The following is a 19,043-nucleotide window of genomic DNA, read 5'->3' as shown; positions in this document are numbered from 1 at the left end:
GGCGCCGTGGCCCGTCGGCGGACCCTCGTCCGGCACCAACCCGCCATGGGCCCCGGGCACCCGCCCGGCACCGGCTCGGCGTCCGCCCGGCACCGGCTCGGCCCGCCGGGGCCTGTGGGGCGTGAGCTGCCAGACTGGGGACCATGGCTGCACGACACGGCGACGAGGACGGGCCCGGCTCCGGGTCCGGCCCGGCCTCGCGCCTCACCTCCCCCACCCCTGCGTCCGCCCCCGCCCCCGCGCCCGCGGACCTCGCCCCCGCGCCCGCCCCCACCCCCGCTTCCGCGGGTTCCGTATCCGGAGGTTCCGCCTCCGAGAGGTCCGAGACGACGATCACCCTCGACGACGTCCGCAGCGCGCAGAAGACGCTCTCGGGGGTCTCCCGGCTCACCGCGCTGGAGGGCAGCCGCTATCTGTCCGGCCTGGTCGGCGCGCCGGTCCACTTCAAGTGCGAGAACCTGCAGCGCACCGGGTCGTTCAAGCTGCGCGGCGGCTATGTGCGGATCGCGGGGCTCAGCCCCGAGGAGCGGGCGGCCGGGGTGGTCGCGGCGAGCGCCGGGAACCATGCGCAGGGCGTCGCCCTCGCGGCCTCGCTGCTGGGGGTGGGCTCGACGGTCTTCATGCCCGAGGGCGCACCGCTGCCGAAGATCGCGGCCACCCGGGACTACGGCGCCGAGGTGCGGCTGTGCGGCCAGATCGTGGACGAGACGATGCGGGCGGCGAAGGAGTACGCCGAGCGCACGGGCGCGGTCTTCATCCACCCCTTCGACCACCCGGACATCATCGCGGGGCAGGGCACGGTGGGGCTGGAGATCCTGGAGCAGTGCCCCGAGGTGCGCACCGTGGTGGTGGGCATCGGCGGGGGCGGGCTGGCCGCCGGGATCGCGGTGGCGGTGAAGGCGCTGCGGCCGGATGTGCGGGTGGTGGGGGTGCAGGCCGAGGGCGCCGCGGCGTATCCGCCGTCGCTGGCGGCCGGGCGGCCGGTGACGATCGACGCGCCCGTGACGATGGCGGACGGCATCAAGGTGGGGCGGCCGGGCGATGTGCCGTTCCAGATCATCGAGAACCTCGTCGACGAGGTCCGTACGGTCACCGAGGACGAGTTGTCCAGCGCGCTGCTGCTCTGCCTGGAGCGGGCGAAGCTGGTGGTGGAGCCCGCGGGCGCGAGCCCGGTGGCGGCGCTGCTGTCGGCGCCGGAGTCCTTCGAGGGCCCGGTGGTCGCGGTGCTCTCGGGCGGCAACGTCGATCCGCTGCTGATGCAGCGCATCCTGCGGCACGGCATGGCCGCGGCGGGGCGCTATCTGTCGCTGCGGCTGCGGCTCACCGACCGGCCGGGCGCGCTGGCCACGCTGCTGGGGGTGCTGTCGACGCTGGACGCCAATGTGCTCGACGTCAGCCATGTCCGCACCAACCCGCGGCTCGGGCTGAGCGAGGCCGAGGTGGAGCTGCACCTGGAGACGAAGGGGCCGGACCACTGCGAGGACGTCCGGGAGGCGCTGCGCGGCGCCGGGTACACGGTGATGGCCTGACGACGGGACGGCTCTGAGCCTGACGACGGGACGGCTTGAGCCTGACGGCGGGAAGAGCCTGAGCCTGACGACGGGAAGGGCCTGAGCCTGACGACCGGGGACGGGTCTGAGTCTGAGCCCGGGAACGGGTCCGCTCTCGCGCGGGCAGGGGTTCCCAAGGGCCCCCGCCGTGGCCGCCCGCGGCTCGCTTTCTTCATTTAGTCCGCCTCGCGTATGTCGCGATGTATCGCGTCCCGGTTACGATTGCCGTCCAGTTGCTGTCGAGCGCTGCCCATATGGGCGGACTTATGCCTTGATTGAGTGTGGAACTGACCCAACCCCGGGAGTGCCAACATGCCAGGCGCTATTCACGCCGAGGGTCTGGTGAAGACCTTCGGCGACGTAAAGGCTCTGGACGGCGTCGATCTCGACGTACCGGAAGGAACCGTGCTCGGACTGCTCGGCCCCAATGGCGCCGGCAAGACCACCGCGGTGCGCGTGCTCACCACGCTGCTGCGCCCGGACAGCGGGACGGCGGTGGTCGCGGGGGTGGACGTGCTCAAGAACCCCAACGAAGTCCGTCGCTCCATCGGGCTGTCCGGCCAGTTCGCCGCCGTGGACGAATATCTGACCGGCCGTGAGAACCTGCAAATGGTCGGCCAGCTCTACCAGATGGGAGCGCGGGAGGCCAAGGCCCGCGCGAGTGAGCTGCTGGAGCGGTTCGGCCTCGCGGAGGCGGCCGACCGCACCGCCAAGACGTACTCCGGCGGAATGCGCCGGCGGCTGGATCTCGCCGCGGCCCTGGTGGTCAGCCCGCCCGTGATGTTCATGGACGAGCCCACCACCGGTCTGGACCCGCGCAACAGGCAGGCGCTGTGGGAGGTGATCCAGGAGCTGGTGGCCGGCGGTACGACGCTGCTGCTGACCACGCAGTATCTGGAGGAGGCGGACCACCTCGCGCATGACATCTGCGTGGTCGACCGTGGCCGGGTCATCGCCCGCGGCACCTCCGACCAGCTCAAGGCCCGTACGGGCGGCGAGCGCGTGGAGGTCGTGGTGCATGAGCGCGAGGACATCGCGGCCGCCGAGGAGGTGCTGCGGGTCCTGGGCAAGGGTGAGGCGACGGTGCAGGAGCACACCCGTAAGGTCACCGTCCCGGTCGTGGGCGGCGCCAAGCTGCTCGCCGAGGTCATCCGGGAGTTGGACACGCGCGGTGTCGAGATCGACGACATCGGGCTGCGCCGCCCGACCCTGGACGACGTGTTCATCTCGCTCACCGGCCATGGCGCCGGCAACGGTGCCGGGCATGGTGCCGGGAACGGCGCCGGGAATGGGGCAGGTCATGGTGCCGGTCCTGGTGCCGGGAAGGGGGAGGCGAAATGAGCACCATGAGTGATTCCCTGGTCATCGCCCGACGGAATCTGATCCGGATGACCAGAATTCCCGAGATGGTCCTCTTTGGGCTGGTTCAGCCAGTGATGTTCGTGATCCTCTTCACGTACGTCTTCGGCGGCTCGATGAAGATCGGCAACAGCACCGACCCGGACATCTACAAGAACTTCCTGATGGCCGGGATCTTCGCGCAGACCGTGACCTTCGCCACCGCGGGCGCGGGCGCGGGGATCGCGGAGGACATGCACAAGGGGTTGATCGACCGGTTCCGCTCGCTGCCGATGGCCCGGGGCGCGGTGCTCACCGGCCGGACCTTCGCCGACCTGGTGCAGACGACGCTCACCCTGGTGGTGCTGGCCGTCGTCGCGCTGATCGTGGGCTGGCGCCCCGGTTTCGCGGACTCGACCAACGTCGGGAAGATCCTGGGCGGCTTCGGCCTGCTGCTCCTTCTGGGATACGCCTTCACCTGGATCGGGGCGCTGATCGGGCTGTCCGTCCGCACCCCGGAGGCGGCGACCTCCGGCGGTCTGATCTGGCTGTTCCCCGTGACGTTCATCTCGAACGCCTTCGTGGACTCCAGCCAGATGACGCCCTGGCTGCGGCACATCGCCGAATGGAACCCGTTCAGCGCCACCGTGCAGGCGTGCCGCCAGCTCTTCGGCGACCCCGGTCTGTCCCGGTCCGGCGCCTGGCCGATGCAGCATCCGGTCTGGGCGTCGCTGATCTACTCGGTCCTGATCATCGTGGTCTTCCGGACGCTGGCGGTGCGCAAGTACCGCTCGGCGACCGCCTGAGCCGGTTCTTCCGGGGGCGCATCGCCTGAGCGGTTCTTCCGGGAGTACGGAAGCGCGGGAGCGCGGGAGCGCGGGGGAGCCCCGGCCGTCCGGCCGGGGCTCCATACCGGGCGTTCAGCCCTGGTAGGGCTTGGCCTCCAGGATGCGCACCGAGGCCGTGCGGCCGTTGGGCAGCTCGTACTCCGCGTCCTGGCCGACCTTCTTGCCGTTCACACCCGAACCCAGCGGGGACTGCGGCGAGTAGGTCTCGACGTCCGCGCTCGCGTACTCACGGGAAGCGAGCAGGAAGGTCAGGGTGTCGTCGGGGTCGCCGTCGAAGGCGATGGTGACCACCATGCCGGGGGCGACCACGCCGGTGTCCGCGGGTGCCTCGCCGACCTTCGCCTGCTGCAGGAGCTGCGTCAGCTGACGCACTCGGAGTTCCTGCTTGCCCTGCTCCTCCTTGGCGGCGTGGTAACCCCCGTTCTCCCTGAGGTCACCCTCCTCCCGGGCAGCCTCGATCTTCTTCGCGATCTCGACACGTGCGGGACCCGACAGGTACTCCAGCTCCGCCTTGAGCTGGTCGTACGCCTCCTGGGTCAGCCAGGTGACGTTCTCGCTGGTCTGGGTCACAGGTGCTCCTCGTCGGTGCTGGGAATACAAATGAACGCCCTACTCAGAAGGGTGCGCCTTCGTAGCCGGGCGAAACCACGAGCCTAACAATTCCGGCAAGAAACGGGGAGGAGGGAACCGGGCGCAATGCGTAGGAAACGCGTCAGCGCTGGTCGGATCGGGTCAGGCGTCCGACACGTCCAGTTCGATTATCGAACAGGTGCGCAGTCGATCAACTCGGCGCTGGTCGCCCGGGCCGTGGTGCGCACGGTCACGACCTTGACCATGTCCTCCTGGCGCTGGCCGAAGGTGAAGTCCTTGCGGCCCACCTCGTCGTGGTACTCATCCAGGGTACGCACCGTGCAGACACCCGTGGCGTCCTTGTCCTTGGTGATCTCCAGCCGGACCTCGACGGCGTCGTCGGCGACCACCTTGAAACCGGTCAGCCGGCCGCTGACGTCCTGACCGGCGATGTAGTCGTACCCGAACCATGCGATCAAGGCCAGCAGCCCGGCACCGAGCACCGCGCCGACGATCTTCAGCGTCCGGTCGGCCCGCGCGTCAGCGGACCGGCCGTAACGCCCGTCGGGCAGCCCCTCGCGCACCGCGGCCATGGGCGTTCCTCCTGCGGGGGAGAGATCGGAATTATTCGTCCCCGGTTTAGGTCACTATAGAAGCCGTCTTCCACGACGAATCACTGAGGATCGAACTTGACTGAGCAGCTGCGTTTGATGGCCGTGCACGCGCACCCGGATGACGAGTCGAGCAAGGGCGCGGCCACCATGGCCAAGTACGTGTCCGAGGGGGTGGACGTGCTGGTCGCCACCTGCACCGGCGGTGAGCGCGGCTCCATCCTCAACCCCAAGCTCCAGGGTGACCCCTACATCGAGGAGCACATTCACGAGGTCCGCGCCAAGGAGATGGACGAGGCGCGCCAGATCCTCGGCGTCAAGCAGGAGTGGCTGGGCTTCGTGGACTCCGGGCTGCCCGAGGGCGATCCGCTGCCGCCACTGCCCGAGGGCTGCTTCGCACTGCAGGACGTGGAGGCCGCGGCGGAGCCCCTGGTGAAGCTGATCCGCTCGTTCAAGCCGCAGGTGATCACCACCTATGACGAGAACGGCGGCTATCCGCACCCGGACCACATCATGACCCACAAGATCACGATGGTGGCCTTCGAGGCGGCCGGTGACCCCGAGAAGTACCCGGAGGCGGGGGAGCCCTGGCAGCCGCAGAAGCTCTACTACAACCAGGGCTTCAACCGGGCGCGCACCGTGGCGCTGCACGAGGCGCTGCTGGCCCGTGGGCTGGACTCGCCGTACGGGGAGTGGCTGGAGCGCTGGAAGACGTTCGGGCGGCCCGAGCGCACCCTGACCACGTATGTGCCCTGCGCCGACTACTTCGAGATCCGCGACAAGGCGCTGATCGCGCACCGTACGCAGATCGACCCCGACGGCGGCTGGTTCCGGGTGCCCATGGACATCCAGAAGGAGGTCTGGCCCACCGAGGAGTACGAGCTCGCGAAGTCGCTCGTGGACACCTCCCTCCCCGAGGACGACCTCTTCGCGGGCATCCGCAACAATTGAGTCCATGATGAGCGCCACCAGCACCCTCGCCATGACGCATCTCGTCCCGCTCGCCAAGGAGCTGGACGAGAACAAGGTGACCCCGGGCGTCCTCGGTTTCATCGTCTTCGCCGTGATCGGCGCGGCGGTGTGGCTGCTGATGAAGTCCATGAACAAGCACATGAAGCGGGTGAACTTCGAGGAGACGCCGGAGGAGCCCGGCAAGGCTCCGGCGGCGGCCTCCACCGAAGGCACCAAGGGCGCCGCCCAGGGCACCAAGGGCGAGGGGCGCACGGCCTGAACCCTGGCCGGGTCCGACCGCGTGCCTCCCGTGCGCGGGACACCGCGGCCCGGCCGAACGGCAGCTCAGCGCACTTCCAGCGAAGCGCTCAGGCGCGAGGCGGGTCCGGCAGCACGGCCATGACCTCGCGCGAGTGGCGGCTCGGCACCATGCCGAGCTGCCATGCCTGCCACCCCGTCTCCGGCTCGACGCCGCGCTCCAGCACCAGCGCGAACGTCTCCGCGCACCCCTCCAGCCGGGAATCGCCCGCCGTGCCCTCCTCGCGCATCTCCCGCAGCAGCTCCGCCAGCTCCTCCTGGGCCACCGCCGTGCCGATGACCGAACCGCCCGCGGAGGCGAACGGCAGCAGGGTGCAGCGCAGGAACCGGGCCCAGGAGCGGCCGCGCCGGTCCCCGTACCCCGCGAACAGCACCGCCGCCTCGTCCACCAGCTCCAGCGCCTGCGCCGCCTTGCCGTTTCCCGCGTCGATCACCGCCAGCTCGACACAGGACCAGGCCTCGCCATGGGCCACGCCCACCCGGCGGAAGTCCTGCCGCGCGTCCTGGAGCAGCTGCCGGGCGAAGCCGCTGTTGCGCAGCGAGCCCGTCTGCGCCGCCCGCAGATCACGGGTGACCCGCGCCGAGTGGTGACGGGCGCACGCCAGCCCGTAGACATCCCGCATCCGGCTGAACATCGTGCGGGCCCGCTCCAGCTCGCGCACCGCCGAGTCGTGGTCGCCGCGCTCCTCCAGCGCCTGGCCCAGGTAGTACAGCGTCCATGCCTCACCGCGCGCGTCCTCGTTCTCCCGGTGGCGGGCGAGGGCCTGGCGGAGCTGGTCGACGGCCGTCGACGCCTCCCCGGCCACCAGCCGGGCCCGGGCGAGCTGGGTGAGCGCCCACGCCTCACCGCGCTGGTCGTGGGTGCGGCTGTAGGCGTCCAGCGCGCCCCGCAGCTCGGCCTCGGCGCGCGGCACATCGCCCATCCGCAGACATGCCTGGCCGAGCTGGAAGTGCGCCCACGCCTGGCCGTGCAGGCTCTCGCTCTCCCGGTGCAGCTCCAGGGCCTCGCCCAGCAGCTCCAGCGCCTCGGCCAGCCCGCCGCGGTCGCGCTCCACCGCCGCCAGGGCGTGCATCGTCCAGGCCCGGTCGCCGCGCAGCTCCTCGGCCCGCTGGAGCTCCAGCGCCTCGCGCAGCTTGGCCGCGGCCTCCACGAGATTGCCCTGGTGGTGCAGGGTGATGCCGAGACTGCACAGGGCACGGGCCGCGCCCGCCTGGTGCTGCGCCTCGAAATACAGGTCCACCACCGAGGAGAGCGTGGTGCGCGCCTGGTCCAGCTCGCCGAGCTGGCGGGCCGCGATACCGGTGCGCCACTGCACGGACCGCATCAGCAGCCCCTGGTCGACGGCCTGGGTGAGCTCGCTGATCTCGCCCAGCCGGTAGAGATCGCCGCGCAGCAGGCAGTAGTCGCACAGCGCGCCCAGGAGGTGGAGCACCGCGGACTGGTCCACGCCCTCGGCATGGCGCAGCGCGGCGGTGATGAAGCTCGATTCGTCGTCCAGCCAGCGCAGCGCCGCGTCCAGCGAGGCGAAGCCGTGGGCCGCGCCCTTGCCGAAGATGTCGGCACGGGTGGAGGTCTTGCCGTCGACCAGCCGGATCACCGAGTCCGCCAGCTCGGCATAGCTGCGGATCAGCCGCTCCTGCGCGGCGGTGCGCTGCTCCGGCTGCTCCTCGTCCAGCAGCCGGGCGTGGGCGAAGGAGCGCACCAGGTCATGGAGGCGGTAGCGGCTGCCGCGCACATGCTGGATCAGCCCGGCCCGGCCGAGCGCCTCCAGATGGCGGCCGGCCTCCTGCTCATCGGCGTCCAGCAGCGCCGCGGCCGCCGCGCCGCCCAGGCTGGCCCGCCCGGCCAGCGCCAGCCGGCGCAGCAGCCGCCGGGCGCCCTCCTGCTGGTCGGTGTACCGCAGCCACAGGGTGCGCTCGACGGCGCCCACCGGGCCGTACGCCTCCAGCTCCGTGACCAGGGCGGCGGGGGAGCGGGGGCCGAGCGAGGAGCCCGCGATCCGCAGCGCCAGCGGCAGCCGCCCGCACAGCTCGGCGATCCGCTCCACGGACTGCCCGTCGTAGGGGCCCGCGCCGGTGGGCTCCTCGGCGGAGGCCCGCAGCAGTTCCTCGGCGCCCGGCTCGTCCAGCGGGCCCACCTCGATCCGGTGCACCCAGGCGGCGAGGTCGTCCGGCAGGTCGAGCGGGGTGCGCGAGGTGATCAGGACCAGGCCGTCGGACCGCTCGGGGATCAGCGTGCGCACCTGCTCGGCGTCGCGGGCGTCATCGAGCACGATGGTGACCGGCAGCCCGGTCAGATACTGGTGATACAGCTCGGTGAGCCGTCTGACGTGCTGGTCCTGCGCGGAGCGCTCCCGGAAGAGCAGCTGGTCGCGGGGTGCGCCGAGCCGGTTCAGCAGATGCAGCAGCGCGTCACGGGTGGGCAGCGGGGCCTGCTCGGGGCTGTCGCCGCGCAGATCGACCAGGCACGCGCCGCGGAACTCATCGCGCAGATGGTGGGCCGCCCGCACGGCCAGCATGGTCCGGCCGGAGCCCGGCGGGCCCTCCAGCAGCACCACCGTGGGCTTGGTCTCGGTGGACGCGCGGGCCTGCCGCACCCACTGCGCGATCTGCGTGATCTGCGCATGGCGCCCGGCGAACGGGCCGTCCGCCTCGGGGAGATGGGCGAAGGACTGCTCCAGCACGGTGCGCCTGCGGGCCGCCTGGCTGCGGTCCGCGCCGCGCAGCTTCGGCTGGCCGGCGCTGGAGGCGGAGCGCTTCGCCGCACCGCCGCCCTGGCGGGTGGCGGCCGTGGTCATCCGGTGCTGGTCGATGAACGGCCGGATGCCCCGCACCTCGACCGCCGTGAGCCACTGCAGTCGCAACTGCTCGGCGCCACCGGGCTGGTTGCGCAGCGCGGCCTGGCGGTGGGCGGCGGGCCAGTGGCTCGCGGTGAGCTTGACGACGGCGGCGGCCGACCCGGCCACGGCGGCCGTGACCCCCGCGCCCAGCGCCGTGCCCGCCGAGGTGCCGTACCCGAGATCCGCGCCGAAGGCCGCCACCGCGGCGACCGCCGCGGCCAGCGCCGGGGTGCCCAGCTGCTCGCGCGAGAGCCGGGCGGAGAGCGGTCTGCTGCCCGCGTCCGACTCGTCCAGCGCGCGCACATACGCCCCGTACTCCTCCGCGGCGGTGGCGGCCATCTCGTCGAGCGCGCCGCGCGCCCGGCCGAGCAGCACCCCGCCGTCGGTGCGCCCGCCCGAGCGGCGCACCTCCTCCTCCACGGCCCGCGACAGCAGCCGCTCGACCTCCGTCCGGTGGCTGTCCCGCAGCACCGCCAGTGACGCCGGCATGGTGATCCCCCTCCTGCAGCAGTGCCATCAGTCTTCCGTTTCTGGCTCTTATCCGGCAGTCCTGTGGATAACTCCCCTGTGGATAACTTCGTCTGCCTCGCCGGGTGGGGGAGGATGGAGCCATGCCGAACCGTCTGGCGCACGAGACGTCCCCCTATCTGCTCCAACACGCCGAGAACCCGGTCGACTGGTGGCCGTGGTCGGACCAGGCGTTCGAGGAGGCGCGTCGCCGCGGGGTGCCCGTGCTGCTGAGCGTCGGCTATTCGAGCTGCCACTGGTGCCATGTCATGGCGCACGAGTCGTTCGAGGACAAGACGACCGCCGACTATCTCAACGCCCACTTCGTCTCCGTGAAGGTCGACCGCGAGGAGCGGCCGGACGTCGACGCGGTGTACATGGAGGCGGTGCAGGCCGCCACCGGCCAGGGCGGCTGGCCCATGACGGTCTTCCTGACCCCCGAGGCCCAGCCGTTCTACTTCGGCACGTACTTCCCGCCCCGGCCCCGGCCCGGGATGCCGTCCTTCCGGCAGGTGCTGGAGGGGGTGAGCGCCGCCTGGTCGGACCGCCGCGACGAGGTGCGTGACGTCGCCGGCCGGATCGTGGAGGACCTGTCCCAGCGCGGCGGTATCGCCCTGGGCTCGGACGCGCCGCAGCCGCCCGGCGAGGAGGATCTGCACAGCGCGCTCATGACCCTGACCCGCGAATTCGACGCCGCCCGCGGCGGGTTCGGCGGTGCGCCGAAGTTCCCGCCGTCCATGGCGCTGGAGTTCCTGCTGCGCCACCACGCCCGCACCGGCTCCGAGGGCGCGCTGCAGATGGTGTCCGCCACCTGCGAGGCGATGGCCCGCGGGGGTATCTACGACCAGCTCGGCGGCGGTTTCGCCCGCTATTCCGTCGACGCCACCTGGACCGTGCCCCACTTCGAGAAGATGCTGTACGACAACGCGCTGCTGTGCCGCGTCTACGCCCATCTGTGGCGGGCCACCGGCTCGGACCTCGCGCGCCGTGTCGCCCTGGAGACGGCCGACTTCATGGTCCGCGAGCTGCGCACCGCACAGGGCGGCTTCGCCTCCGCGCTGGACGCCGACAGCGACGACGGCACCGGCAGGCATGTCGAGGGCGCGTACTACGTGTGGACCCCCGAGCGGCTGGGCGAGGTGCTGGGGGAGGCCGACGCGGAGTTCGCCGCCGGGTATTTCGGCGTCACGCGGGAGGGCACCTTCGAGCACGGGGCCTCCGTGCTCCAGCTGCCCGACGGGGAGCGGCTGACCGACGCCGCCCGCGTCTCCTCCGTACGGGAGCGGCTGCTGGCCGCCCGGGAGCAGCGGGCCCGCCCCGGCCGCGACGACAAGATCGTCGCGGCGTGGAACGGGCTGGCCGTCGCGGCGCTCGCCGAGACCGGTGCCTATTTCGACCGCCCCGACCTGGTGAACGCCGCGACCGAGGCCGCCGAGCTGCTGGTGCGCATCCACATGGACCAGCGCGGGCGGCTGGCCCGCACCTCGCTCGACGGCACCGCGGGCGGCCACGCGGGCGTCCTCGAGGACTACGGGGATGTGGCCGAGGGCTTCCTCGCGCTGTCCGCCGTCACCGGCGACGGCGCATGGGTGGAGTTCGCCGGGCTGCTGCTGGACACCGTGCTGAGCCGGTTCACCGACGAGGACGGCACGCTGTTCGACACCGCCGATGACGCCGAGGCGCTCATCCGCCGTCCCCAGGACCCGACGGACAACGCGGCGCCGTCCGGCTGGACGGCCGCCGCCGGGGCCCTGCTGTCCTACGCCGCCATCACCGGGAGTGCCCGCCACCGGGAGGGTGCCGAGCGCGCCCTCGCCGTGGTGCGGGCCCTCGGCTCCCGGGTGCCCCGCTTCATCGGCTGGGGCCTGGCGGTGGCCGAGGCCCGGCTCGACGGGCCGCGTGAGGTGGCCGTGGTCGGCCCCGGCGACGACCCGGCGACCCGCGCCCTGCACCGCGCCGCGCTGCTGGCCACGGCCCCCGGTGCGGTCGTCGCGGTCGGCGAGCCCGGCTCCGGCGAGATCCCGCTCCTCCAGGACCGCCCCCTCCTGGAGGGCCGCCCGGCTGCCTACGTCTGCCGTGGCTTCACCTGCGACGCCCCCACGGCCGATGTCGATGCCCTGACGGCCAAGCTGGGGGGCTGAGCGGGGGCGGGGCCGGACCCGCCGACGTACGGTGCGTGGGCCCGGGGCGAGGCCGGGGCCCGGGGCCCCAGGGTCGGTCTCGTGACGGTGTCGGGGTCCGGAGCCGCAACGGGGTGTCGGTCCGGGGTTGGTGCGGTGCCGCTCCGGGGCCGTGACGGTGCTGGGGGGCCGGGGCCGCAACGTGGCCTGTCAGGTGTCGGGGCCCCGGGTGCCACGGGGTCGGGGCACGGGGGCGTGACGGTGCCGGGGCCAGGCCGGTCCGGCGCAGGGACGGTGCCGGGGCCGCGACTGGGCCGCAACGGGGGCGATCCGGGGTGGTCCCGAGCCCCGGCGGGCGGGCGCCCGCCCGTGGCTATAGCGGGAGGCCTTGGGAGAGCATGTCCAAGGCGTGGTCGATGTTCTTCTCCATGGCCGCCACCGCCGAGTCCTTCGCCGCGCCCTGGTCGACGCCGTGGAAGAGCGCTTCCTGGAGGACGCCGAGGACGGCTCCGACCACGACGCGCACCTCGAAGTCCTCCGGCGACCGGCCGCTGCGCTCGGCCAGGACCTCGGCCAGCAGGGCGCCGGTCCGGGACATGCTCTCGCTCATGCGGCCGCGCAGCCCCGGTACCTGGCGGATCAGGGTGAGGCGGACCAGCATCTCCTGCCGCTCGTCACCGGCGAACTGCCGGAACTGGTCGAGCAGGACGCGCCGCAGCGAGGCGACCGGCGGTTCGTCCAGCGGCCGGTCCCGGAGCGCGGCGAGCAGGACATCGTCGTACTCGTAGGAGAGGACGATGTCCTCCTTGGTGGGGAAGTAGCGGAAGACGGTGCTGGGCGAGACGTCGGCGGCCTCCGCGATGCGGTCCACCGGGGTCGCGTCGTAGCCCCGCTCGGTGAACAGCCGGTAGGCGGCGCGCCGGATCGTCTGCCGGGTCTTGATCTTCTTCCGTTCGCGCAGCCCGGGCCCGGGCCTGCGCTCGGGCTGGGACGCGGCGGTGGCCTCGGGCATCTCAGGCGTGCTGGTAGGCCACGAGGGAGATGCCGACGTAGTGCACGACGAAGGCGGCCAGCGTGAAGCTGTGGAACACCTCGTGGAAGCCGAACCAGCGGGGTGAGGGGTTGGGGCGCTTGGTGCCGTAGATCACCGCGCCCACGCTGTAGAGCAGCCCGCCGACGACGATCAGCGTCATCACGGCGATGCCGCCGGTGCGCAGGAAGTCGGGCAGGAAGAAGATGGCCGCCCAGCCCAGCGCGATGTAGCACGGGGTGTACAGCCAGCGCGGGGCGCCGACCCAGAAGACCCGGAAGGCGATTCCGGCGAGCGCCCCGGCCCACACCAGCCACAGCAGCAGCTGCTGTTTGCCGTGGGGCAGGAGCAGCAGCGTGAAGGGCGTGTAGGTGCCCGCGATGATCAGGAAGATATTGGCGTGGTCCAGCCGCCGCAGCACCGCGGCGGTGCGCGGGCCCCAATTGCCGCGGTGGTAAAGGGCGCTGGTGCCGAACAGCGCACAGGCGGTGAGCGTGTAGATGGCGCAGGCCAGCCGCCCGCGCGGACTGTCGGCGAGGGCCGTCAGCACCACACCCGAGACCAAGGCCGCGGGGAACATGCCGGCGTGCAGCCAGCCGCGCAGCATCGGCTTCAGCGGGAGCGGCGGGGCCGCTTCCGGCCCTGGGGGGTTCTCAACGGCGGCATCGGGCGCGGCGGCAGTCATGGCGCTCATGCTACCTACGCCACCGTAAGTTACCGCCCCATGTCGAGTGGTGATGGTCACCAAGGCTCCCACTGGACAGATGGCCCGTACAGTCGGATGATCAAATGAGCGCGGTCGGCACCGGATGAGCTGAGCATCCGGGTCGCAGCCCCCAAGGGGTAGCTGTCTCCATAAACGGATATGAGTGCACATATCCGTCCAAACCCTCAATCAAGACGCCGGAGCGAGTGCGGTTCCGGCGGGATGGAGCGATCGTGGCGCCCAGCAATGTGGCTTCCTCCCTCACCACCACCCCGAGCCCCACGAACCACCAGGAGCTGGTCTCCTGGGTCGGCGAGATCGCCGCCCTCACCCAACCGGATCGTGTGGTGTGGTGCGACGGCTCGGAGGCGGAGTACGACCGCCTGTGCGCGGAGCTCGTCGAGAAGGGCACCTTCAAGCGCCTTGACCCGATCAAGCGCCCCAACTCGTACTACGCCGCGTCCGATCCGAGCGATGTGGCGCGCGTCGAGGACCGTACGTTCATATGCTCCGAGAAGGAGGCGGACGCGGGCCCGACGAACCACTGGAAACACCCCGATGAGATGCGTGAGATCTTCGCCGGGGAGCAGGGCGTCTTCCGGGGTTCGATGCGCGGCCGGACCATGTACGTCGTGCCCTTCTGCATGGGCCCGCTCGGCTCGCCGCTCTCCGCGATCGGCGTCGAGATCACCGACTCCGCCTACGTGGCGGTCTCCATGCGCACCATGACCCGCATGGGGCAGGAGGTCCTCGACGTCCTCGGGGACGAGGGCTTCTTCGTCAAGGCCGTCCACACCCTCGGCGCCCCGCTGGAGCCGGGCCAGGCCGATGTGCCCTGGCCGTGCAACAGCACCAAGTACATCTCGCACTTCCCCGAGGCGCGGGAGATCTGGTCGTACGGCTCCGGCTACGGCGGCAACGCGCTGCTCGGCAAGAAGTGCTACGCCCTGCGCATCGCCTCCGTGATGGCGCGGGACGAGGGCTGGCTCGCCGAGCACATGCTGATCCTCAAGCTCACCCCGCCGCGCGGGGAGGCGAAGTACGTGGCCGCGGCGTTCCCGAGCGCGTGCGGCAAGACCAACCTCGCGATGCTGGAGCCGACCATCCCGGGCTGGACGGTCGAGACGATCGGCGACGACATCGCCTGGATGCGGTTCGGCGAGGACGGCAGGCTGTACGCGATCAACCCCGAGGCGGGCTTCTTCGGCGTCGCGCCCGGCACCGGTGAGCACACCAACGCCAACGCGATGAAGACGCTGTGGGGGAACTCGGTCTTCACCAACGTCGCGCTCACCGACGACGGCGATGTGTGGTGGGAGGGCATGACCGAGGAGCCGCCCGCCCATCTGACCGACTGGAAGGGCAACGACTGGACCCCGGCGAGCGAGACGCCGGCGGCCCACCCCAACGCCCGCTTCACCGTGCCGGCCGGTCAGTGCCCGATCATCGCGCCCGAGTGGGAGGACCCCAAGGGCGTGCCGATCTCGGCGATCCTCTTCGGCGGCCGCCGGGCCAGCGCCGTTCCGCTGGTGACCGAGTCCTTCGACTGGCAGCACGGCGTCTTCCTGGGTGCCAACGTGGCGAGCGAGAAGACCGCCGCGGCCGAGGGCAAGGTCGGCGAGCTGCGCCGCGACCCGTTCGCCATGCTGCCGTTCTGCGGCTACAACATGGGCGACTACATGGCCCATTGGGTGGAGGTCGGCAAGAACGCCGACGCCGCCAAGCTGCCGAAGATCTACTACGTCAACTGGTTCCGCAAGGACGCCGACGGGCGCTTCGTCTGGCCGGGCTTCGGTGAGAACAGCCGGGTGCTGAAGTGGATCGTCGACCGCCTGGACGGCAAGGCCGAGGGTGTGGAGTCCCCGATCGGGGTGCTGCCGACGCCCGAGGCGCTGGACACCGAGGGTCTGGACCTCGACGACGCCTCGCTCGAGCTGCTGCTCACGGTCGACAAGGAGGTCTGGCGCGAGGAGGCCGGGCTGGTGCCCGACCACCTGAGCACCTTCGGGGAGCACACGCCCAAGGAGATGTGGGACGAGTACCACGCGCTGGTGAAGCGCCTGGGCTGAGCCACCCCGCTCCGTGGGCCGGGGCCCGTGCCTCAGGCGCGGGCCCCGGCCGTGCCAGGCGCGGGCCCCGGCCGTGCGGCGTGCTCCGTGGGCCCGGCCGTGCGCCGTGCTCGGAACGCCGGAGTCAGTCCAGCCGCTCGCGCGTGACGCGGCGGGTGCGGGAGGTGTCCAGGCCCGTGTCCGTCCCCGGCAGCGTCCAGTACCCGCCCGACCGTGCCGTGGCCACGACGTCCAGGTGTCCGTCCCCGTCCACGTCCAGCAGCGGCGCCACGGGTGCGAACCGGGTGCGCCGGTACCGCCCGTCCTTCCCCGGCACCCCGGGGGACTCCAGGTCGACGGCCTGGAGGTGGCCCTCCGCCGGGTGGGCCGCGTCGCGCAGCAGCAGCACCAGGCCCTGGTTGTTGTTGGCCTGGTCCGCGCCGACGACCAGATCGGCCCTGCCGTCGCCGGTCACATCGCCGATCGCCAGCCCCTTGGTCCCGCCGAAGTCCGGTGGTCTCACCCCCACTCCGGGGATCCGGTGGAGCACGGTGGTGCGCCCCTCGCGGTCCTCGCCGCGCTGGGTGGTGATGCGCAGCTCCTTGCGGAACGCCAGGTACGACACCTCGGTCACGTCCTCGGTGCCATTGCCGTCCACGTCGGCGGGCACGCCGACCCGGCCCCGCACATGGGCGCCGCTGCGGGCCGCGTCGTAGCGGAGGCCGCCGGTGCCGCCCCGGCGGACCTGGAGTCCGGTGTCGGTGATGTCGCCGTCGCCCTCGCTCTCCGGGTCGGTCCAGCGCATCCGTACGGCCAGATCCGTACGGCCGTCGCCGTCGATGTCGGCCGTGGTCGCCTCGTACGGGACGGAGTCCTCCCCGGGCGGGGGGTCCTTCAGGTCCTGCCGCCTCGCGGGCGCGCCGTCCCGCCGCAGCGGCCCGTACCCGACGGTCCCCGCGGACGTCTCCGTCGTGCCGAGCCGGAACAGATCGGCGTGGCCGTCCCCGTCGAAGTCCCCCGTCCGCACGGCCCCCCGGCCCGGCAGGTCGCGCACCTCGGTGATGCCGCGCGGACCGCTCCACAGCACGAGGGCGCGCCGCCCGCTGAAGTCCGCGACCAGGTCGGTGTGGCCGTCGCCGTCGAGGTCGGCCCGCACCAGCCGGACGTCCTCGGCGCCGACCACGGGCGGTTTCAGCAGTCCGGCCCGTACGGTCGTCCGGGTGCGCGGGTCGAGGCCGTGCGGTGAGCCGTAGACGATCCGGATCCGGTCCTTGTCGTAGGCGGCGAGGTCGTCGTACCCGTCGCCGTTGAGGTCCCGGCCGTGGCGCTCGCGGGACACTTCGGCCGTCCCGGCCGTGGGTTGCCGCGGGCCCTGTCGCGGGGGGCTCCAGCGCAGTCCGGCGCTGGTTGTTGAGGGGGTGTGCGGGGTGCCACCGTGCCCGTTCATGTCCGGGCCGCCTGAGCCACCCGAGTCGCCCGCGCAGGCGGCGCAAGCCGCCAGCGCCGCGCCGGCCACGAGCAGCGTGGCGATCCTTCCGTGCGGTTTCATGGGCGACAGCTCACACGGTGCGGTGCGGGGTCCGCCATCCCCTGTCCCGCGCCGTAACCCAGTTGTCAGCTCGACCGGGCTCGACCGGGCTCGACCGGGTCCGACCGGGTCCGACCGGGCTCGCCTGGGCTCGCCTGGGCCCCGCTGGGCTCAAGCCGACCCGCGTCGGCTCAGGCCGCGAGGCCGAGGGCGGTCGCGTGGGCGCGCATGCGCTCGGCCGCCAGCGTCGTGGCCGCCGTGTCGTCGCGGGACGTGGCCACGACCAGGGCCCATCCGGCCAGGGTGTGGGCGCGCTGGTGAAGGGCGGCGATATGCGCCGGGTCCGTGGCCGCCGCCGTGGGCGCCGCGCGCAGCGGGGCGCGGCCGTCGCGCAGGCGGGTGGCCTGCTCGGCGAGGCGCTGGGCGGCGTCGTCGAGGGTGCGGTCCGGGGTGAGGGCGCGCAGCTCGTCCGTCACGGTGAGCAGTGCGGTCAGATGTCCGGCCAGCCGGATGTCCAGCTCTTCCTCGCGGGAGCGGTGCGGGAAGTCGGGCTTGGGCTCGGCCATGCTGTGGACCGACTTGGTGCGGATCGGTTCGTACATGGATGGCCTCCAAGGGGTGAGGAGGCCATCCTAACTTAGACTCTGTCTAAAGTTGAGCAGTAGCTAAAAGAGAGCGGTAGCTGAAAGGGAGTGGTAACCAAAAGATCAGGGTTGGCCGTATCCGTCCAGGAAGTTCCCGATCCGGGTCACCGCGTCGGCCAGATCCTTCTTGGCGGGCAGCGTCACGATGCGGAAGTGGTCGGGCTCGGGCCAGTTGAACCCCGTGCCGTGCACGATCATGATCTTCTCGGCCCGGAGCAGGTCCAGGACCATCTGCCGGTCGTCCTTGATCTTGTAGACCTTGGGGTCCAGCTTGGGGAACGCGTACAGCGCGCCCTTGGGCTTCACGCAGGTGACGCCCGGGATCTGGGTCAGCAGCTCGTATGCCGTGTCCCGCTGCTCCAGCAGCCGGCCACCGGGGAGCACCAGGTCGTTGATCGACTGACGGCCGCCGAGCGCTGTGGCCACCGCGTGCTGCGCCGGCATATTGGCGCACAGCCGCATGTTGGCCAGGATGGTCAGCCCCTCCAGATAGCTGGCGGCGTGGGACTTCGGGCCGCAGACCGCGAGCCAGCCGCTGCGGTAGCCCGCCACCCGGTATGCCTTGGAGAGTCCGTTGAAGGTGAGGGTCAGCAGGTCCGGGGCGACGGCGGTGGTCGGGGTGTGGGTGGCTCCGTCGTAGAGGATCTTGTCGTAGATCTCGTCGGAGCAGACGATCAGCTGGTGGCGGCGGGCGATGTCGGTGAGGCCGCGCAGTATCTCCTCGCCGTAGACGGCGCCCGTCGGGTTGTTCGGGTTGATGATGACGAGCGCCTTGGTGCGGTCGGTGACCTTGCGCTCGATGTCGGCGAGGTCCGGCAGCCAGTCCGACTGCTCGTCGCAGCGGTAGTGGACGGCGGTGCCCCCGGCGAGCGAGACCGAGGCGGTCCACAGCGGATAGTCGGGGGCGGGGACGAGGACCTCGTCGCCGTCGTCCAGCAGCCCCTGCATCGACATCTGGATCAGCTCCGAGACGCCGTTGCCCAGGAAGATGTCCTCGACGTCGAGGTCGATGCCCTGGGTCTGGTAGTGCTGCATCACCGCGCGCCGCGCGGACAGCAGGCCCTTGGCGTCGCCGTAGCCGTGGGCGCCGCCGAGGTTCCGGAGCATGTCCTCGAGGATTTCCGGGGGGCATTCGAAGCCGAAGGTCGCCGGATTTCCGGTGTTGAGCTTGAGGATGCGGTGTCCTGCCGCCTCCAGCCGCATCGCCTCCTCGAGCACCGGGCCACGGATTTCGTAGCAGACGTTGGCGAGCTTCGTGGACTGGATCACCTGCATGTCGGCCACCTTACGGCGGTGTATCCGGGGGCGCTCGGTGTTTTTCACCACGTGGACGGTGTGCGGGGGCGCCGGGCGGTGGGGCCGCGACTCCGCGCGCCGCCCCGCACCGCGCTCCGCGCCCAGGGGTCGCGCCCCGCGCCGGGTCGCGCCCCGCAA

Annotated in this window: 15 protein-coding genes; 7 read left to right on the top strand and 8 right to left on the bottom strand. The window is 71.8% G+C overall.

What is annotated here, in order from left to right:
* The first annotated feature begins 143 nt into the window (after nt 1-143).
* The 3 genes from ilvA (at nt 144) to IEJ02_RS21780 (ending at nt 3,694) form a co-directional block, all read left to right on the top strand.
* Nucleotides 144-1,529 (top strand): threonine ammonia-lyase, encoded by a 1,386-nt coding sequence (gene ilvA / locus IEJ02_RS21790; protein WP_223864220.1) that lies wholly within the window; start codon nt 144-146, stop codon nt 1,527-1,529.
* A gap of 333 nt (nt 1,530-1,862) precedes the next feature.
* A complete protein-coding gene (locus tag IEJ02_RS21785; RefSeq protein WP_223864219.1) occupies nt 1,863-2,891 on the top strand; it encodes an ATP-binding cassette domain-containing protein in 1,029 nt (342 codons plus the stop codon).
* Nucleotides 2,888-3,694, top strand: a complete 807-nt coding sequence (locus tag IEJ02_RS21780) for an ABC transporter permease (protein ID WP_191066390.1) — start codon at nt 2,888-2,890, stop codon at nt 3,692-3,694. Before IEJ02_RS21785 ends, IEJ02_RS21780 begins: the two co-directional genes overlap by 4 nt.
* 114 nt (nt 3,695-3,808) lie before the next feature.
* Here IEJ02_RS21780 and greA read toward each other — a convergent pair whose 3' ends face one another.
* Entirely contained in the window at nt 3,809-4,306 is a 498-nt protein-coding gene (greA, locus tag IEJ02_RS21775; protein WP_020868807.1) for a transcription elongation factor GreA, read from the bottom strand.
* A gap of 188 nt (nt 4,307-4,494) precedes the next feature.
* A complete protein-coding gene (locus IEJ02_RS21770; RefSeq protein WP_191066389.1) occupies nt 4,495-4,899 on the bottom strand; it encodes a DUF4307 domain-containing protein in 405 nt (134 codons plus the stop codon).
* A 96-nt stretch (nt 4,900-4,995) separates the two neighbouring features.
* Between IEJ02_RS21770 and mca the strand changes: the two genes are divergently transcribed.
* Nucleotides 4,996-5,868, top strand: a complete 873-nt coding sequence (mca, locus tag IEJ02_RS21765) for a mycothiol conjugate amidase Mca (RefSeq protein ID WP_137979310.1) — start codon at nt 4,996-4,998, stop codon at nt 5,866-5,868.
* 7 nt (nt 5,869-5,875) lie between these two features.
* Nucleotides 5,876-6,148 (top strand): hypothetical protein, encoded by a 273-nt coding sequence (locus tag IEJ02_RS21760; protein ID WP_137980904.1) that lies wholly within the window; start codon nt 5,876-5,878, stop codon nt 6,146-6,148.
* A gap of 88 nt (nt 6,149-6,236) precedes the next feature.
* On the opposite strand, the gene IEJ02_RS21755 is transcribed toward IEJ02_RS21760, so the two are convergent.
* A complete protein-coding gene (locus IEJ02_RS21755) occupies nt 6,237-9,515 on the bottom strand; it encodes a tetratricopeptide repeat protein (RefSeq protein ID WP_191066388.1) in 3,279 nt (1,092 codons plus the stop codon).
* A gap of 122 nt (nt 9,516-9,637) precedes the next feature.
* On the opposite strand from IEJ02_RS21755, the gene IEJ02_RS21750 reads away from it, so the two are divergent.
* The gene (locus IEJ02_RS21750; RefSeq protein ID WP_191066387.1) at nt 9,638-11,674 is read left to right on the top strand and encodes a thioredoxin domain-containing protein; all 2,037 of its coding nucleotides are present in this window, start codon (nt 9,638-9,640) and stop codon (nt 11,672-11,674) included.
* 352 nt (nt 11,675-12,026) lie between these two features.
* Here IEJ02_RS21750 and IEJ02_RS21745 read toward each other — a convergent pair whose 3' ends face one another.
* Both IEJ02_RS21745 and trhA read right to left on the bottom strand, forming a co-directional pair.
* Nucleotides 12,027-12,665, bottom strand: coding sequence for a TetR/AcrR family transcriptional regulator (locus IEJ02_RS21745; protein ID WP_191066386.1), 639 nt, complete (start codon nt 12,663-12,665; stop codon nt 12,027-12,029).
* Nucleotide 12,666: 1 nt separating this feature from the next.
* Nucleotides 12,667-13,368: a PAQR family membrane homeostasis protein TrhA gene (gene trhA, locus IEJ02_RS21740; RefSeq protein WP_137980905.1), complete on the bottom strand. Its 702-nt coding sequence runs from the start codon at nt 13,366-13,368 to the stop codon at nt 12,667-12,669.
* A gap of 254 nt (nt 13,369-13,622) precedes the next feature.
* Here trhA and IEJ02_RS21735 point away from each other — a divergent pair, with 254 nt between their 5' ends.
* Nucleotides 13,623-15,458, top strand: a complete 1,836-nt coding sequence (locus IEJ02_RS21735; protein WP_191066385.1) for a phosphoenolpyruvate carboxykinase (GTP) — start codon at nt 13,623-13,625, stop codon at nt 15,456-15,458.
* Between the two features lie 124 nt (nt 15,459-15,582).
* Here IEJ02_RS21735 and IEJ02_RS21730 read toward each other — a convergent pair whose 3' ends face one another.
* From IEJ02_RS21730 to IEJ02_RS21720, 3 genes are all read right to left on the bottom strand, one after another.
* The gene (locus IEJ02_RS21730) at nt 15,583-16,986 is read right to left on the bottom strand and encodes an FG-GAP and VCBS repeat-containing protein (protein ID WP_191066384.1); all 1,404 of its coding nucleotides are present in this window, start codon (nt 16,984-16,986) and stop codon (nt 15,583-15,585) included.
* Nucleotides 16,987-17,156: 170 nt separating this feature from the next.
* Nucleotides 17,157-17,567, bottom strand: a complete 411-nt coding sequence (locus IEJ02_RS21725) for an SCO4983 family protein (protein WP_191066383.1) — start codon at nt 17,565-17,567, stop codon at nt 17,157-17,159.
* A gap of 105 nt (nt 17,568-17,672) precedes the next feature.
* Entirely contained in the window at nt 17,673-18,884 is a 1,212-nt protein-coding gene (locus IEJ02_RS21720) for a pyridoxal phosphate-dependent aminotransferase (protein WP_191066491.1), read from the bottom strand.
* Between the last annotated feature and the right edge of the window lie 159 nt (nt 18,885-19,043).

Origin of the sequence: Streptomyces sp. 5-10, assembly GCF_014712245.1 — a bacterium.
Taxonomy (GTDB): Bacteria; Actinomycetota; Actinomycetes; order Streptomycetales; family Streptomycetaceae; genus Streptomyces; species Streptomyces violaceusniger.
The sequence above is the reverse complement of the archived record's forward strand: the minus strand, read 5'-3'. Positions and strand labels throughout refer to the sequence as shown.

Bases quoted from the DNA above. Each gene is read 5' to 3' on its own strand.
- trhA (WP_137980905.1), bottom strand. From the start codon at position 13,368: ATGACTGCCGCCGCGCCCGATGCCGCCGTTGAGAACCCCCCAGGGCCG.
- IEJ02_RS21725 (WP_191066383.1), bottom strand. From the start codon at position 17,567: ATGTACGAACCGATCCGCACCAAGTCGGTCCACAGCATGGCCGAGCCC.
- IEJ02_RS21755 (WP_191066388.1), bottom strand. From the start codon at position 9,515: ATGCCGGCGTCACTGGCGGTGCTGCGGGACAGCCACCGGACGGAGGTC.
- IEJ02_RS21770 (WP_191066389.1), bottom strand. From the start codon at position 4,899: ATGGCCGCGGTGCGCGAGGGGCTGCCCGACGGGCGTTACGGCCGGTCC.
- IEJ02_RS21745 (WP_191066386.1), bottom strand. From the start codon at position 12,665: ATGCCCGAGGCCACCGCCGCGTCCCAGCCCGAGCGCAGGCCCGGGCCC.
- IEJ02_RS21730 (WP_191066384.1), bottom strand. From the start codon at position 16,986: ATGAAACCGCACGGAAGGATCGCCACGCTGCTCGTGGCCGGCGCGGCG.
- IEJ02_RS21720 (WP_191066491.1), bottom strand. From the start codon at position 18,884: ATGCAGGTGATCCAGTCCACGAAGCTCGCCAACGTCTGCTACGAAATC.
- IEJ02_RS21785 (WP_223864219.1), top strand. From the start codon at position 1,863: ATGCCAGGCGCTATTCACGCCGAGGGTCTGGTGAAGACCTTCGGCGAC.
- IEJ02_RS21760 (WP_137980904.1), top strand. From the start codon at position 5,876: ATGAGCGCCACCAGCACCCTCGCCATGACGCATCTCGTCCCGCTCGCC.
- IEJ02_RS21750 (WP_191066387.1), top strand. From the start codon at position 9,638: ATGCCGAACCGTCTGGCGCACGAGACGTCCCCCTATCTGCTCCAACAC.
- ilvA (WP_223864220.1), top strand. From the start codon at position 144: ATGGCTGCACGACACGGCGACGAGGACGGGCCCGGCTCCGGGTCCGGC.
- IEJ02_RS21780 (WP_191066390.1), top strand. From the start codon at position 2,888: ATGAGCACCATGAGTGATTCCCTGGTCATCGCCCGACGGAATCTGATC.